General features: G+C 29.9%; 14 protein-coding genes. 7 read left to right on the top strand and 7 right to left on the bottom strand.

The genetic code is table 11. From position 1 onward, the window contains the following. Positions 1 to 84: 84 nt before the first annotated feature. A complete protein-coding gene (locus NNC19_RS19545; protein ID WP_310940375.1) occupies positions 85 to 1494 on the bottom strand; it encodes an aspartate ammonia-lyase in 1410 nt (469 codons plus the stop codon). A gap of 427 nt (positions 1495 to 1921) precedes the next feature. Between NNC19_RS19545 and NNC19_RS19550 the strand changes: the two genes are divergently transcribed. Next, positions 1922 to 2362 (top strand): Lrp/AsnC family transcriptional regulator, encoded by a 441-nt coding sequence (locus NNC19_RS19550; RefSeq protein WP_310940376.1) that lies wholly within the window; start codon positions 1922 to 1924, stop codon positions 2360 to 2362. A gap of 44 nt (positions 2363 to 2406) precedes the next feature. Here the strand turns inward: NNC19_RS19550 and NNC19_RS19555 are convergent, their stop codons facing one another. After that, positions 2407 to 2562, bottom strand: coding sequence for a hypothetical protein (locus NNC19_RS19555; protein WP_310940377.1), 156 nt, complete (start codon positions 2560 to 2562; stop codon positions 2407 to 2409). A gap of 352 nt (positions 2563 to 2914) precedes the next feature. Here NNC19_RS19555 and NNC19_RS19560 point away from each other — a divergent pair, with 352 nt between their 5' ends. Together NNC19_RS19560 and NNC19_RS19565 are read left to right on the top strand one after the other, a co-directional pair. Beyond that, entirely contained in the window at positions 2915 to 4942 is a 2028-nt protein-coding gene (locus NNC19_RS19560; RefSeq protein ID WP_310940378.1) for a M6 family metalloprotease domain-containing protein, read from the top strand. Between the two features lie 190 nt (positions 4943 to 5132). Beyond that, positions 5133 to 6173 carry a right-handed parallel beta-helix repeat-containing protein gene (locus tag NNC19_RS19565; RefSeq protein ID WP_310940379.1) on the top strand — a complete coding sequence of 347 codons (1041 nt, stop codon included), beginning with the start codon at positions 5133 to 5135 and terminating at the stop codon, positions 6171 to 6173. 51 nt (positions 6174 to 6224) lie between these two features. On the opposite strand, the gene NNC19_RS19570 is transcribed toward NNC19_RS19565, so the two are convergent. From NNC19_RS19570 to NNC19_RS19590, 5 genes are all read right to left on the bottom strand, one after another. Beyond that, entirely contained in the window at positions 6225 to 8006 is a 1782-nt protein-coding gene (locus NNC19_RS19570) for a sigma 54-interacting transcriptional regulator (RefSeq protein WP_310940380.1), read from the bottom strand. Positions 8007 to 8072: 66 nt separating this feature from the next. Continuing rightward, positions 8073 to 9368, bottom strand: a complete 1296-nt coding sequence (locus NNC19_RS19575; protein ID WP_310940381.1) for an acyl-CoA reductase — start codon at positions 9366 to 9368, stop codon at positions 8073 to 8075. Beyond that, the gene (locus NNC19_RS19580; RefSeq protein WP_310940382.1) at positions 9365 to 10462 is read right to left on the bottom strand and encodes an acyl-protein synthetase; all 1098 of its coding nucleotides are present in this window, start codon (positions 10460 to 10462) and stop codon (positions 9365 to 9367) included. The genes NNC19_RS19575 and NNC19_RS19580 overlap by 4 nt, the downstream gene beginning before the upstream one ends. Then, on the bottom strand, positions 10459 to 11934 hold the full coding sequence (locus NNC19_RS19585; protein ID WP_310940383.1) for an AMP-binding protein: 1476 nt from the start codon (positions 11932 to 11934) through the stop codon (positions 10459 to 10461). Before NNC19_RS19585 ends, NNC19_RS19580 begins: the two co-directional genes overlap by 4 nt. Next, positions 11931 to 12173 carry an acyl carrier protein gene (locus NNC19_RS19590; protein WP_310940384.1) on the bottom strand — a complete coding sequence of 81 codons (243 nt, stop codon included), beginning with the start codon at positions 12171 to 12173 and terminating at the stop codon, positions 11931 to 11933. Before NNC19_RS19590 ends, NNC19_RS19585 begins: the two co-directional genes overlap by 4 nt. 509 nt (positions 12174 to 12682) lie before the next feature. Between NNC19_RS19590 and NNC19_RS19595 the strand changes: the two genes are divergently transcribed. The 4 genes from NNC19_RS19595 to NNC19_RS19610 are packed head-to-tail and all read left to right on the top strand — an operon-like array spanning position 12683 to position 16599. Further along, positions 12683 to 14137, top strand: coding sequence for a 4-hydroxyphenylacetate 3-hydroxylase N-terminal domain-containing protein (locus NNC19_RS19595; protein ID WP_310940385.1), 1455 nt, complete (start codon positions 12683 to 12685; stop codon positions 14135 to 14137). Between the two features lie 13 nt (positions 14138 to 14150). Continuing rightward, complete coding sequence (locus tag NNC19_RS19600; RefSeq protein WP_310940386.1) at positions 14151 to 14420, top strand: NifU family protein; 270 nt, start codon at positions 14151 to 14153, stop codon at positions 14418 to 14420. 19 nt (positions 14421 to 14439) lie between these two features. Then, positions 14440 to 15741 (top strand): acetyl-CoA hydrolase/transferase C-terminal domain-containing protein, encoded by a 1302-nt coding sequence (locus NNC19_RS19605; RefSeq protein WP_310940403.1) that lies wholly within the window; start codon positions 14440 to 14442, stop codon positions 15739 to 15741. Between the two features lie 54 nt (positions 15742 to 15795). Next, complete coding sequence (locus NNC19_RS19610; protein ID WP_310940387.1) at positions 15796 to 16599, top strand: N-acyl homoserine lactonase family protein; 804 nt, start codon at positions 15796 to 15798, stop codon at positions 16597 to 16599. Positions 16600 to 16656 lie beyond the last annotated feature (57 nt).

A 16656-nucleotide genomic window follows, 5' to 3' on the forward strand; every position in this document is an offset into this window, starting at 1 on the left:
TTAGTATTCCATGCTTTTAAATTTAGCTTGCAAAATAATTTTCCCGAAGGGAGCGTGGCATAGCCACTTTTTTTATGTGTGGGACTAAATTGCAAAGCTCTTAATCTTAGTTTTAGGATTGGTCATAGCATCATAATTTAATATGGTATCCAGTTCTTTTTCTGTAAATAGCTTTTCTTTAAGTAGAAGAGATCTTATTGATTCTCCACCTTTTAAAGAGGTTTTAGCTAGGTCAGCAGCTTTCTTATAACCTATATGAGGACATAATGCAGTGGCTGCACATACACTGTTTTCTAGATGTTCTTTGCAATTATCTTCATTGGCAGTTATTCCAACAATGCAGTTATCTACTAGTGTTTTTACTGCATTCGTTAATGTTTCTATTGATTCAAATAAATTATAAAATAATACTGGCTCAAAGGCATTGAGTTCTAATTGGCCTGATTCAGCAGCCATTGTAATGGTGAAGTCATTTCCTATTATGTTAAAAGCAACTTGGGACATGACTTCTGGGATAACTGGATTTACTTTACCTGGCATTATAGATGAACCATTTTGTTTGCTTGGTAGGTTGATTTCTGCTATTCCAGTTTTAGGACCACTTGATAAAAGACGCAAATCATTTGATATTTTAGATAAACTTACAGCACAGGTTTTTAGTGTAGCTGAAACTGAAACAAATCCATCTAAATTTTGAGTTCCATCAATTAAATCTCTAGCTTGTTCAAGTTTTGTATTTGTAACATCTTGAAGGTTACGTGTAATATTGTAGATATAATAATTACTTGCATTTATAGAGGTTCCTATTGCAGTTGCTGCTAGATTAATTGTGCTCATTTCCTCTTCAACTTTTACAAATCTATTAATATCTCGCCTAATAACAGATGCAAATGCGTTAAATGATTGCCCAAGTCTAATAGGTACAGCATCTTGTAGTTGTGTTCTACCCATTTTTACAATAGAGTCAAATTCATCTGATTTTTGCATGAATGCTTTATATAGTCTATTAAGCTCAAAAATACATTTTGGCATAAGTTTTAAAACTGTAAGTTTTCCTGCAGTTGGAAACACATCATTAGTTGATTGAGACATGTTAACATGATCATTTGGGTGAATTAGGCTGTAATCGCCTTTTACACCACCTAAGATTTCAATAGCACGATTAGCTATTACTTCATTTGCATTCATATTAGTTGAAGTACCTGCTCCTCCTTGGATAGGGTCTACAATAAATTCATCATGAAGTTTTCCTTCAATTATTTCAGTACAAGCTTTTATAATTGCATCAGCTATTTCTTTATCAAGTGAGCCAGCGTTTCTATTTGTTATAGCAGCAGCTTTTTTTATTTCAGCAAGGCTTATGATAAGTTTTTCATTTATTTTTTTATTAGTTATAGGAAAGTTCTCCTTAGCTCTTAAGGATTGAACACCATAATATGCATTTTCAGGTACACTCATACTACCTATTGAGTCAAATTCTATTCTTGTTTTCATAATATAATCCCCCGTTTAATTCCTTTAATATTAACGAGAATAGCACGTTAGAAATGCAAAGTAAATAAAATCTGGAGAAGTGTGAATAATAACTGGTAAAAGATATTTTAACTTAAATATAATTAAATTTTTGTAAATTTCCTTAAAATTATAAACCTTTGATATTTAATGAAACATGAATAGTGGACAAGAAATTGATTGATAGAAACTTTAAAATATTTGGGATGATTGCAATTCAACTTAAAATTTTTAAGTTTTTATAAAATTAGGACTTGTATTTTTATGTGAAAAAGATTATCATATATATAGATGCAAAGGAGCATATTATAGAATACTATAATGTGCTCTTTTTTTATCCAATATGTAGCAGTTGGACAAAAATTCAACTGTAAGTTTGATTTTATTAATTTAGAACAGGGGTGTCATTATGGACAAGGTAGACTTAAAACTTATAAAACTTTTACAAGAAAATGCACGTTATCCACTTAAGCAACTTGCAGAACAGGTGTTTTTATCTCCCCCAGCAGTATCAGCAAGAATAGATAAGCTTGAGAAATCTGGAGTAATTACTGGTTACAGAGCAACAGTAAATCAATTGGAATTAGGATATAATATAGTAGCTTTCATTAATTTAGCTATGACTCCAAAACTAAAACCAGAATTTTATCCATTTATTAGCGCTTGTCCAAATGTAATTGAATGTAATTGTGTCACTGGAAGTTATTCTATGCTTATAAAAGTAGCTTATCATACAACTATGGAACTAGATACTTTTATAGGACATCTTCAAAAGTTCGGAAATACAGAAACTCAAATAGTGTTTTCAACACCTGTTGAAACTAGAGGAATACAGTTAAATTGTGAATAATATAAATTAAAATCAGCCAATAGGGAATGGCTGATTTTAATTATTTAGAAACCTCTATTCTTTGCATCAATACCACTTTCGTTTATCCCAGGTTCTTCTATAGTAGTATTAAAACTATTTTTAGCATGTTGATTTTGTGATTTAAATCCATTCTTCAAATAGTTTTCTTTAGTAAACTCTCTTTTATGTGCACTTTTCATAAAATTCAGCCTCCTAAAAGATATTTTAAATAGATGCATTCTTTAGTATTATTCCTTAATTAAATTCTCATATACTGATTAATTTTTGGGATATGTTTAAATATAATATTTATATCTTTCAAAATTCACTGTATATTCTATTATTAAAAATAAGTATCAATTTTTATATAAATTTCAAAAATATACTAAAAATATTATTATTTTTCAAAAAAATAAAATTTATTTACATAAAGTGGTTGTATTTTTTTTACTATTTATATATAATTTTTATTAAATTCCATTAATTTTCGACAGAGGAGAGGTGAAAGATATTTGGATTTTGTGGAATTTTATACATATAGGGGGATAAAAGATGAATAGACTAAAAAAAATACTAATTACATCTAGTGTTGTTTTTTCTTTAAGCTTTTTAACAAGTATATATGCAGAGGCTGCACCTTGTTATAACAAGCTTTCAAATTTAAAACAACCAGATAATACTGAAGTAAAAGTTAAAATTACTGGAGATGAATATTATCAACAAGTAGAGAGCTTGGATGGTTATACTCTTTGTAGAAATTCTGATGGCTGGATTTGTTATGCTTCACTTAATGGTGAAAAATCTGAACTTGTGGCTACAGATGAAATATATAAGGGAGAAGAGCATAAAAATAAAAACTCACTGCTCAGTAGTCTTTTTGAAAGTAAAAAAGTAATTGGTGATACTAAACATTTAGCAATAGATAAAAAATATAAAGAACAAAAAATAGAACAAGTAAAAGAAGAACTTAATGCAAATAAAGTATCTACAGTTAAAAAAACTAATAGTAATCTACCTTCAACTGGAAATATAAATGGATTAACAATTTTGATAAATTTTCCAGATAAAGATAGTGATATATCAGCTGAAGAGATAAATAAATTTTTTAACTTACCAGGATATACAGGATACTCAAACAATGGATCTGTAAGAGATTATTTTTATGATGTTTCTGGTGGAAAAGTAACTTATACAAATACAGTTACTACATTCTATACAGCAAAACATAATAAATCATACTATGATAATGTAAAAATTGATGATTATAGCACTTCTCAGGTGCTAGCAAATGAAGCTTTAAACTGGTTAAAATCTGCTGGATTTGATTTTTCTACATTGACTACAGATTCAAACGGATATGTTAAAGGGGTTAACATTCTTTATGCTGGAGAAGCTGATGCTGGTTGGGCTAAAGGGTTATGGCCTCATCAAGATTATCTTTCTAATACATTTTCAGCTAATGGTGTAAATGTTCAAAGGTTTGAATTAAGTAATATAGGTTCTGATTTGTCACTTTTCACTATTTGTCATGAAAATGGACATCTTCTTTTTGAATACCCTGATCTTTATGATTATACATATAAATCAAATGGATGTGGGGCATATAGCCTTATGTCAAATGTAGTAGATGTTAAAAATCCTGAACCACCAGATCCATATTGCAGAAATATTATGTCTGGGTGGAATTCAACTCTTAATTTGAATTCTTATAGTGATGGAGCTACAATTGCTGCTACTGCAGATGGAAATGGTACTCAACCAGTATATAAATGGTCAGGTAATAATTCTAAAGAGTATTATTTAATAGAGAATTTGCAGAAAAGTGGGAGATATTCTTCACTTCCTGATGCTGGATTAATGATTTGGCATATTGATGAGACTGGTGATAATAGTGATTATGGAAATACTCATCATAACAAGGTTTCAGTTGTACAAGCTGACAATAAATTTGAAATTGAAAATATGATTAATAACGGAAATTATGGAGATTTGTTTCATCAAGGATTTAATGATACATTTAACAACACAAGTAGTCCAAGCTCTAAATGGTTAAACAATAGTCCATCAGGGCTAGATATTTCAAATATTAGCTCTATTGGAAATAGTATGACTTTTGTTAAATCAGGTAAGACAACAGGAGGAACAACTCCAACATTATCTAATATTGCTTCTAAAGCAGTAGCAACTACTTCATATTGTTCATCTTGGGAAAATATCAGTGCATTAAATGATGGAGTTATTCCAACAAGTTCCAACGATAGAAGTCATGCTGCTTATGGAAATTGGCCAAAGACTGATACTCAATGGGTTCAATATGCTTTTGATAAAGAGTATACCATTTCAAAATCAGATGTATATTGGTTTAAAGATGGTTCTGGTATAGATGTACCAGCTTCATATAGAATTGCATATTGGGATGGAAGTCAATGGCTTGATGTGCCAAATGCTAAAGGTTTTGGTACACTTACTGATCAATTTAATACAACAACTTTTGATCCAATAAAGACAAGTGCTATAGCAATACAAATGGAGTCTAATAACTCTGCTTCTACTGGAATACTTGAATGGAGATTGTATTAATTAAATTTTATAAAGGGACATGAAAATAAATAACAAGTCCCAATTTGCCATGAATATTTTTCATCAGGCAAGGAAGCAGATTGGTCTCATAGCGGGCTATTAGGGCAAGCTGCTGACACAGGATGATGGAAAATAGTCTGGCGTATTGACTTGTTATTTTTTTGATTGTCCCTAAATGGGGGAATTAAAAATGAAAAAAGTAAAATTATTATGCATGGGGGCAATAATAGCCCTAACAGTATCAATGGCTTCAAACTATACAGTTGCAAAGGCAGCTACAGGAAGAACAATAGTTGTAAATGGTGTTGGAGCAGCACTTACAAGAAGTACAACTAATGTGTCAGAAGGGGATTCTATAAAAGATGCATTAGCAAGTGCAAAAGCAGGGGATACAGTACAAATTAATGGAACTGTAAAATCAGGGACTTTAAATGTTCCAGCAGGAGTAAATATAGTTGGAGGAACAAATGCAGTAATTGATTTCTCTTTAACTAAGTTTGGTCAAAAAGGATTAAATGTTGTAAATGATGGATCTACAATTCAAAATATAGAAATATGCAATGCTGGAGATAATGGAATATTTGTTCAAGGCAATAATAATGTATTCTATGGAATATATGTTCATAATAACAAAGATGCAGGTGTTCAAGTATCAAATGGTGGAGCAAATAATTATTTTGGTTATGTGTATTCTTATTATAATGCAGATCCAAAGGGAGAAAATGCAGATGGTTTTGCAATAAAATTACATTCAGGAGAAGGTAATGTTTTAGAAGATTGTGTTGCAGCAGGAAATTCAGATGATGGATATGATTTATATGCTGCTCATGGAGCTGTAACATTTAACAGATGTAAGGCTATAAACAATGGAGAATGTGATGGAATCAGAGGAGATGGAAATGGATTTAAGGTTGGAGGAATTGATAATAAGACTCCAGGAGTTCCAGCTCATGCAGATGCTTTAAATCATACATTAACAGATTGTGAAGCTTCAGGTAATACACGTAATGGATTTGATAGAAACAATCAAACAGGAGTAGTAACTATGTTAAGATGTACAGCAAATGCTAATGGGGGAGCTAACTATTCTTTCCCAGCAACAGGAACTCCATCAGCATTAGGATATAAAGTAACTTTTGGTAGAGCTATAATTCAAGATTGTATTTCAGCTAATAATAACAATAATAATCTTACTGGTGCTGATTTATACGGAAATTGTACTGGTTTCTAATTAAATAATAGATTATTATAAAAAATTTAGGATGCCACAAATTTATTTAAGTCATTTTGTGGCATCCGATTTTTTTGTGTATTTTTGCTTTTTTCTTACAAAAGTTGAAGCATCTATGCCTAAAGATTTTGCTGCCATTCTAACATTACCATATTTGTCATAAGCCTTCTTTATTAATTTTTCTTCGATAGCATCCAAGGTTTCTTTCAAATTAAGACCTTCTTCAAATGTATCTAAATTTACTATTACACTACTTGAGGAATTAATATTTTTAGGAAGGTCTGATTTTTTTATTTTATCATTTTCACTCATTATTACAACTCTTTCTACAATATTTTTAAGTTCTCTAACGTTTCCTGGCCAACTATACTCATATAAACAATTTAGTGCATCTGGAGCAAATATTTTATTGAAATTATACTTGATATTTAGTTGTTCAAGAAAAAGTGTAATTAAAGGAATAATATCTTGTTTTCTTTCTCTAAGTGGTGGAATAAGTAGTGGTACAACATTCAATCTATAATATAAATCTTCTCTGAATTGGTTGTTTTTTATCATTTCCTCTAAGTTTCTATTAGTTGCCGCCAAAACTCTTACATCAATTTTTATTGATTTTGTTCCACCAATTCTTACTACTTCCATTTCTTGAAGGACTCTTAAAAGTTTAACTTGCATATCCATTGGAAGTTCTCCAATTTCATCTAAAAAGATGGAGCCTCCTGAAGCTAATTCAAATAAACCCATTTTCCCATCCTTATTTGCACCAGTAAATGCTCCTTTTTCATATCCAAAAAATTCTGATTCTATTAAACTAGCTGGAACTGCACCACAATTAACTTTAATAAATTGATTTTCACATCTTTTACTGCATTTATGAATATACTTTGCTATTTGATCTTTTCCAACTCCTGTTTCACCAAGCATAAGTATTGTAGTGTCTACTTTTGCAACCCTATTAGCAAACTGAATAATTTCAATAGTCTTATGATCTTCAGCTACAATTTCAGAAGTATCAAGCAATTGAATTCTCATTTCTTCAATTTCTGAAACATATTTCTTATTAATTTCTTTATTTTTTTGAAGTTGCTCTTTTAATTCATAAAGTTGAGTTACATCTCTCACATTAGTTACTACCATGGCTATCTTACCATTTTCATCCCAAATAGGATTGCTACTTACTAATACCTTTACTCCTGTTTTGAATTCTTGCTGTATTGTAACTGTTTTTCTATCTTTAAGAACTAATAGAGTAGCAGATTGAGATATAAAGCCTTCACGTTCTAAGTCTTTCATATTTCTTCCTAAAACATCTTCTTTTTTTAAACCTGTAATTCTTTCATAGGCATTGTTTACTTTTATTGTGTTAGCATCACCATCTGTTATGTAAATTCCATCATAAGAGCATTCGATAATTGAATCTAGTTCACTTAAATTGAATTTCTTATTTTTCAAGTTGCCATATTCAATTGAAATCTTTTCAAATAAAATTTTTACTAAATCTGTTTGAGTTATGATTCCTACAATCTTGCCACTATCATCTGTAATTGGAAGTCTTCCAACTTTATATTTAGACACATCTTCAATGTCCATATCACTTTTTATAGTTATAATATTCTTTTGCTTTAAGTCACTAAGTTTTATATTCATTTCTGATTTATTAAGGATAGCTTTTAATAAATCAGTTTTTGTAATAATATTAATTGGCTTTCCAGAAGAATCTACTATTGGAGCACCATCAATATTATGCTTTATAAAAAGCTTGGCTGCATCCTCTAAAGTATTATCTAATTTTAATACTAGTACTTTTTTTGTCATCAATTCCTTTACTTTCACATTGTACCTCCATATATGCATATAAAAGATTATATATAATAGTGTGGTAGATAGATTAAAATATTTTTAGTCTAAAGTTAATGTAGTCCATTTAACTATTTCCCTCATAAAAAATATACCATCCCAAGGAGAGTCATATATATTCATGCAGCCAACTTTAACAATCCTGTCAACACCTTTTAAGCTAACCTTGTTTGCAAATTCCCTGAATTTGCTTTGATTCTCAGAAGCTATTCCAATGGTTTGTATTCTTGGGGTTATTAAATTACATATCTGAAATATATCATCTACTTCCTTTATAAAAATTGTTCTATAATGTATTGGTTCCTCTAAATTAATGTCATTATTCATAAGGATTGTATATTGAAGTCCAGTATCACAAATTATATCCTTATCTAAAGATAATAAATATTCACCTCTTTTATTTATTATTTTAGCTGATGCACATTGGCTTATTTGATCATTAGGATAAATTTTTGAAAGCTTCATTAAGGACTCTGAAAGAGCTTTGGCTAGCAACTTTATATCCATATCAGACTTTTCTACAAATAGTACCTGAGGTGATGAACATGCTTTTTGATGAAAGGTTACTATATCTCTTGCAAAAAAATCAAGGGTTTTTGATAGATTAGAACTATCTATTGCAGACTTTTCAAATACAGCAAAAGAATATTTAGGGCCAAATATTATATCTTTGCAAGTAGTTTTTTTAGGTAAAATAGTCAAGCTATTAACTGCTTCTTCACCACCACATATAACTCTTACATCAGCTACTTGTGACATTTCACGATTTAACTCTATATTATCACTTGGAAAATTCACAAGAGAAATACTTTTTAGCAGAACTATACCAGAATATTCTTTCCCATTAAAATTAACTGTGATATGTTGTAAGGGCTTTAATAACTCTGCTACAATGGCTATATTTTGAATTGGAACTCTAATTAAGTTAAGATTTTTACAGAGGAGAGCCTGAATAGCATAATAAATGGAAAGGGTAGGTACATTTCCAGCCATAAAGTGGCATATAACTCCACGTGGTTGAGCTTTCATGAATTTATTATTCTCTATCTTAACAAAGTCATCTAGATAATCTCTATTTTCAATATCTATACTTAAAAGTTTATTAATATTACTTTTCTTCATCCATAATGCTAAATAAGATACTCCTTCATAATTTAAAAGCTCTCTATTCTTTAATAGTATTTGACTATATTGATTAATTATTTCAACTATAACATCTAAAGGATAAAAATAAATTTGCTCTCTGTTTTTTTCAAGTTCATCTATAATAAAATTTAAAGAAGAAAATTTTTTAGGCTTTTGAAAAAATTTATCTCCTAACATAAAACAGTTTATCATTTCTTATCCCGCCTTTCTGCAAAGGTATCTCCACATCCTCTAGTTTCAGATTTTTCTACTCTATTTATAAATTTGAAATATTTCCCTTTTCGTCCACATTTACAATCATCTATACCTATAAGTTGTCCAATATCCTCAGTTAAAATAGCTTGACCAGGGTAGCTAGAAGTAAGACTACTTATAACTTCAATAAAACCAGAATTACCTTTTTCAACTTCTTTAAGTGTTAAAAAATCTCTAATTATTATTTCACCAAAGTCTGGCACATGCTTATATCCATACTCACAATCAATGAAAACTACCCCTAACTGTTCAACCATTCCATAAAAATCAATAATATTTTGTGGAGATGTTCCAAATACTTCAGCTACAGATTTATTGAATTCTTCTTTTTCAACTTTTTGCTGGGTTAACTTTTTCCAGCCACCACTATGGAGCAATTTAATTTTTGGCATATTTAATTTAATCTTTTTTTCTTGCAATACTTTAACAAATCTTGTCCAAATGATATAGGTAAAACCATATACCAATATATCTTCATTCTTGTATTTATCTTCAAATTCTTTAAGTCTAGTTATGTTAGGAGTTAGATCTCCATCAGATATATCCATAACATAAGTTAAACTTTTACCAAAAGTACTAATTCCTCTTATAGCAGCACCTCTAGCCGTAATAGTTTCATTTTTCTTGTTAATTTCTTTGTTATCAATTATTAAAAGTGGTCTTCTATGTGAACCTAAAAAGTTACTTAATGTTGATATTAAACCTTTTGATTGTCTTATTGAAGTTGCTTTATCAATATATATTCTACTTGGAAAGTTGCCAGTTGTTGAGCTAGAGTTTAATATTCTAATAACATCCTCTTTTGGACAAGTTCTAAGGTCAAAATGTTTAAACATACTTACAGGAATAAATGGTATTTCTTCTAGAGAATTTATAGCTTCAATATCTACTTTAAGTTTATTATACATAGAATTTAGATTTTCATTTTTCTTATTTTCTTCTAGTTGTATTTTTAAAATAGCTAATAACTTTTTTTCTTTTTCTTTTTGTAAAGATAAAAATTGTGGGTTATCAATAATTTCATCTATCATTTCAAATCACCTACCATAACCTTACCAGAAGAGTTTTTTGGAAGTTCATCTATAAAAGCTATATATTTAGGGAGCTTGTAGGAGGGTAACCTTTCCTTGCAATAGCTGATAATAAAATTTTCATCAACTTTTACATTCTTATTATCAAATACTACAAAAGCTTTTACGGCTTCTCCTAATATATCATCACTAACCCCAATTACTGCAGCCTCAATAACATTTGGTAGCTGAAGTATTATTTCTTCAATTTCTTTTGGACTTATTCTATTTCCAGCACTTTTAATAATTTGTTTTTCTCTTGATACAATATATATGTATCCATCCTGGTCAATGGTAGCTAAATCACCAGTATAAAGATAACCATTTCTAATAACTTTATTGGTTTCTTCATCATCATTAAAATATCCCTTCATTATATTTCCACCTGAAGCCACCACTTCTCCAATTTCACCTATCTTTATGTTGTTGCATTCTTTATCCAGAACTTTAAGTTCAGTTCCAGGTATTCCTTTACCAATGGAACCTAATTTTTTATCAATCATATCAGGTGGAAGATAGGAAAGTCTTGCTGTTGCTTCTGTTTGTCCATACATTATAAATATTTCTACTTTATTTAAGGTCTCTTCAAGTTCTTTAATAAAGCTATCAGGAAGTTTGCCACCAGCTTGGGCCACATATCTAAGGCTTGGAAGTTTTCTTTCTTTAATACTTGATTTCCTAAGTAAAATTTGATAATTACTTGGAACTCCTGCAAAACCAGTACATTTGTATTTGTTTATGTCATCTAGTACTGACTCTGGAAACATAAAGCTATTATTTATAACTAAACTTCCACCTACTCTTAAATGTGTATGAAGCAAAGAGGTTCCAAAACAATAATAGAAGGGTAATACAACCTCTATTCTATCTGAACTCTTTAACTTTAAATATTCTATTATTGAATTTGTATTATAAGAAAGATTATAATGTGTTAACATAACACCCTTTGGCTTTGTTGTAGAGCCAGATGTAAAGAGTATTACAGCTACATCATTTTTAAAGTCAATTTCTACATTATTAATATAATCATTTTCTTCAGTTAGATAAAAATCACTTAGTGTTTCTTCTGTAACTATATTGATTTCTTCATTTATATAGTTATTCAACTTGTTTAAAAATCGTTTTTCAATGAAAATCATTTTAGGGTTACAGATACTTATAATATATTGAATATCTTTATGACTTAATGTTGGATTTAAAGGAACACAAATACATCCACTTTTAATTACAGCAAAATAACTTTCTATAAATAGGGGAGAATTCTCTGCTAGTATGAGAATTTTATCTTGCTTTCTAAAGTTATTTCTTTTTATCTCCTTGGATATCATAGATATATTAAAGTATAATTCTTTATAGCTAATATTTGTCTTGTCAATAATTGCAGTCTTATTAAGCTCAGAGGAGAATTCAAAAATATAGTCTGTAAAGGTCATATTATAACTCCATATTTTTTTAATGTATTTTTTACATCTCCTATTGTATACATTCTTGAAACATCTGGAACAGTTAAAGATATTTCAAACATCTCCTCAATTTTTCCTACAAGCTCAATATGACCTAGTGAATCCCAGTCTTCTATTTCATTAGGACCAAAACTGTCTTCAATTTCTTCCACATTTTTAATTCCTAGAACTGTTTGTATTATTTTGTTAAATGTATCTAAATTATTCATTTATAACGCCTCCAAAATTATTATTTTTATAATATTACAAGCAATAATCATGCCAATAAATTAAGATAAATTCTTTACTAATGAAAATTAAAAAGAGCTTATATTGCATTAATAATAGTAAGCTTTAAAAAGAAATAATATTACTTTGTTGCAATACTGCAACAAGATGCAAAAATGCAACATCATAATAAGTTAATGTGAATAGCAGCTCTGAAAACGATTTACCGTGTTGCTGTGAGTATCCACATAAATATTTGTTGCAATATTGCAACAAAACATAATGGATTTTTTATAAAATTCAAATAATTCTCACAATATTGTTCTGAAAAATGTATAGATAAAAAATTTGGGATGCCATTGATATGAAAAATAAATGTCATACTTTTTCAGGTGTAGAGCTGTTTCATAAGTATAATTTTAAAATTAACTAGCAGGATATTTTTAATTTTGGCATAAGTATTGCTTTGTATAATTAGCACAAAATAAAAATTAGTAAAGGAAGCGATATTATGACATTAAAAACTAAAGAACAATATATTGAAAGTTTAAGAAAGTTAAATTTAAAAGTTTATATGTTTGGGGAAGTGGTTGATAATGTAGTTGATCATCCAATAATAAGACCATCGCTTAATTCTGTAGCTATGACTTATGAGTTAGCTCAAATGCCAGAATATGAAGAGTTGATGACAGTTACATCTAATTTAACTGAAGAAAAGATAAATAGATTTACTCACCTGCATCAAAGTACAGATGATCTTATGAATAAAGTAAAAATGCAGAGACTACTTGGACAAAAGACTGCATCTTGTTTCCAAAGGTGTGTTGGTATGGATGCCTTCAATTCTATATTTAGCTCAACTTATGAATTGGACAAAGCTTATGGAACTAGCTATCATGAAAATTTTAAAAAGTTCTTATTATATGTTCAAGAAAACGATTTAACAGTTGATGGAGCAATGACTGACCCTAAAGGGGACAGAGGATTATCACCAAGCAATCAAGTTGATGGAGATTTGTATCTTAGAGTAGTTGAAAGAAGAGAAGATGGTGTTGTTGTTAGAGGTGCTAAATGCCACCAAACAGGAATGTTAAATTCTCATGAAGTAATAGTGATGCCAACTATAGCATTAACTCCAAATGATAAGGATTGGGCAATAGCTTTTGCAATGCCTACAGATGCTGAAGGAGTATTTCATATATATGGAAGACAATCTTGTGACACAAGAAAATTAGAAAAAGATGCAGATATTGATCTTGGAAATGTAGAATTTGGTGGACAAGAAACCTTAACCATATTTGATAATGTATTTGTGCCAAATGATAGAATATTTTTAAATGGAGAAACAGATTTTGCAGGAATGATAGTTGAAAGATTTGCTGGATATCATAGACAAAGCTATGGTGGATGCAAAGTTGGAGTTGGAGATGTTTTAATTGGAGCATCTGCAGTTGCAGCTGATTATAATGGAGCAGCAAGAGCATCACATATTAAAGATAAGTTAATAGAGATGACTCATTTAAATGAAACTCTTTTCTCTTGTGGTATTGCATGTTCAGCAATGGGAACTAAAACAGAATCAGGAAATTATTATATTGATAACTTACTTGCAAATGTATGTAAACAAAACGTAACAAGATTCCCTTACGAAATATGTAGGCTAGCAGAAGATATCGCTGGAGGAATAATGGTTACTATGCCTTCAGAAGCTGATTTTAGACATGAAAAAATTGGACCATATATGGACAAGTATTTAAGAGGAGTAGATTCTGTTCCAACTGAAAATAGAATGAGAATATTAAGATTAATAGAAAATCTTACTTTAGGAGCTGCAGCAGTTGGATATAGAACTGAATCAATGCATGGAGCTGGTTCTCCACAAGCTCAAAGAATTATGATAGCTAGACAGGGAAATTTAGCAGCTAAGAAGAAGTTAGCTAAGAAAATTGCTAGAATTAAAGAATAATAGGAGAAATATCATGGTAGATAAAATTAATAATGCCATTAATAATAGAATTAAACCTTTGCTTGCAGAACATAATGGAGATATACAACTTGTAAAAATAACTAATGGTGTGGTTTATGTAAAACTTTTAGGGGCTTGTAGTGGATGTCCTTCTGCAAGATTTACTATGGAAGATTTAGTGTCTACTGTGTTAAAGGAAATACCAGAAGTTAAGGAAGTACAACTAGTTAGTCCTATTAGTGATGAAATATTAGATTTTGCAAGACAATTGCTAAGAAAGTAAATTTAGGGAGGTGTGCAAAATTAACTGGAATGATTTATACAAGAGCAAAGTAGTTACAGCTGATGAAGCAGTAAAAAATATTAAATCAGGATACAGGGTAGTAACAGGACATGCTTGTGGAGAACCAAAAGATATTATAGAAGCCATGATTAGAAATAAAGATTTATATGAAAATGTAGAAATTGTTCATATGGTTTCAATGGGAAAAAGTGAATATTGTAAACCTGAAATGGTTAAAAATTTTCATCATAACTCAATATTTGCAGGTGGAACAACAAGGGAAGCTATTTTAGAGGGAAGAGCAGATTTTACCCCATGTTTCTTTTCAGAAGTGCCAAAACTTTTTAAAAATGGACATTTACCAGTAGATGTAGCCATAATTCAAGTTAGTGCTCCAGATGAACATGGATATTGCAGTTTTGGTGTTTCAAATGATTATACAAAACCAGCAGCTGAATCAGCAAAGATTATTATTGCAGAAGTAAATGATAAAATGCCAAGAACTTCAGGGGATTCATTTATACATGTTTCTGAAATAAGTTATATTGTTGAAACTTCAAATGACATAATAGAACTTAAACCTCCTAAAATTGGGGAGGTAGAAAAATCTATAGGTGAAAACTGTGCAAAACTTATTGAAGATGGCTCTACTCTTCAACTTGGAATTGGTGCTATTCCAGATGCAGTATTATTATTTTTGAAGGATAAAAAAAATCTTGGAATTCATTCAGAAATGATATCTGATGGTGTGGTTGAACTGATTGAAGCTGGAGTTATAACAAATAAATCAAAGACTCTACATCCAGGAAAAACAGTTGTTACTTTTTTAATGGGAACTAAAAGATTATATGACTATGTTAATCAAAATCCAAGTGTAGTTATGTATTCTGTAGACTATGTAAATAATCCACGTGTTATTGCAGAAAACTATAAGATGGTATCTGTAAATTCATGCATTCAAGTTGACCTTATGGGACAAATTGCAGCAGATACAATAGGTTTAAAGCAGTTTAGTGGAGTAGGAGGTCAAGTCGACTTTGTAAGAGGAGCAGCAATGGCCAAAGATGGAAAGTCAATAATAGCAATGCCATCAACAGCTAGCAAAGGAAAAGTATCAAGAATAGTTCCAATTTTAGATGAAGGTGCAACAGTAACTACATCAAGAAATGATGTTCATTATGTGGTAACTGAGTTTGGAATTGCAGAATTGAAAGGAAAAACATTAAAAGAAAGAGCTAGAGCACTAATTAATATTGCACATCCTGACTTTAAGGATGAATTAATTAGAGAATGGGAAAATAGATTCAAAGTAAAATTTTAGTATTGTTAAGGGACATGAAAATAAATTTAATAAAAGTGTAGGAGGAAAATGATTATGAAAGTTTACGTATTAAACACTGGGTATTTAGAAACTGACAAAAACAATGTTGTAGGTGGCGCTACTATGGGAACATGCAGCCAGCCATATGTAAAAAATGAATGGATCAAATTACCTGTAATGGCTATTTTAATAGATCATCCAGATGGAAAAATTTTGTATGATGTAGGAAGTAATCCAGAAGCTATGAATGGATATTGGCCACAACATTTGCAAGAAGTTTATCCATTATATCAAACAAAAGAGCAAAGATTAGAAAATCAATTAGCTTTATGTGGAACTAAACCAGAAGAAATAAAGAAAGTAATCATTTCTCATATGCATTTGGATCATGCAGGAAATTTAGATATGTTTAAACATGCTGATGTATATGTACCAAAGGCAGATTTTATGCAAGCTCAAACTCAAGTGAGATTAAATGAAAGTCCTTTAACTCATGGAGGATATATAAAATCAGATTTAGATGTTTCAGTAAAGCAATATCATTTAGTTGAAGAAGATTTTGAATTTGCAGAAGGGGTAGAAATAGTAAATTTACCAGGACATACACCAGGATTACTTGGCTTAGTAGTTCATTTAGAAAAGGAAGGTACATTAATTTTCCCACAAGACTGTGTATATAGTTCAGAAATTTATGGACCACCTGCTAAAGCATCAGGATTACTTTATGATAGTTTATCCTTCTTTAAATCAATTAATAAGGTTAGAGCACTAGAGAAAAAATATAATGGTAAAGTATTTTTTGCACATGATGAAGAATTCTTTAAAACAATAAAAACAGCTCCAGAGTGTTATGAATAAAAATTATAATATTAGTTAATAAGGTTAATTTAGAATGCCACAAATGAGTAGAAATCA

Origin of the sequence: Clostridium sp. SHJSY1 (assembly GCF_031626875.1) — a bacterium.
Classification (GTDB): Bacteria; Bacillota; Clostridia; order Clostridiales; family Clostridiaceae; genus Clostridium.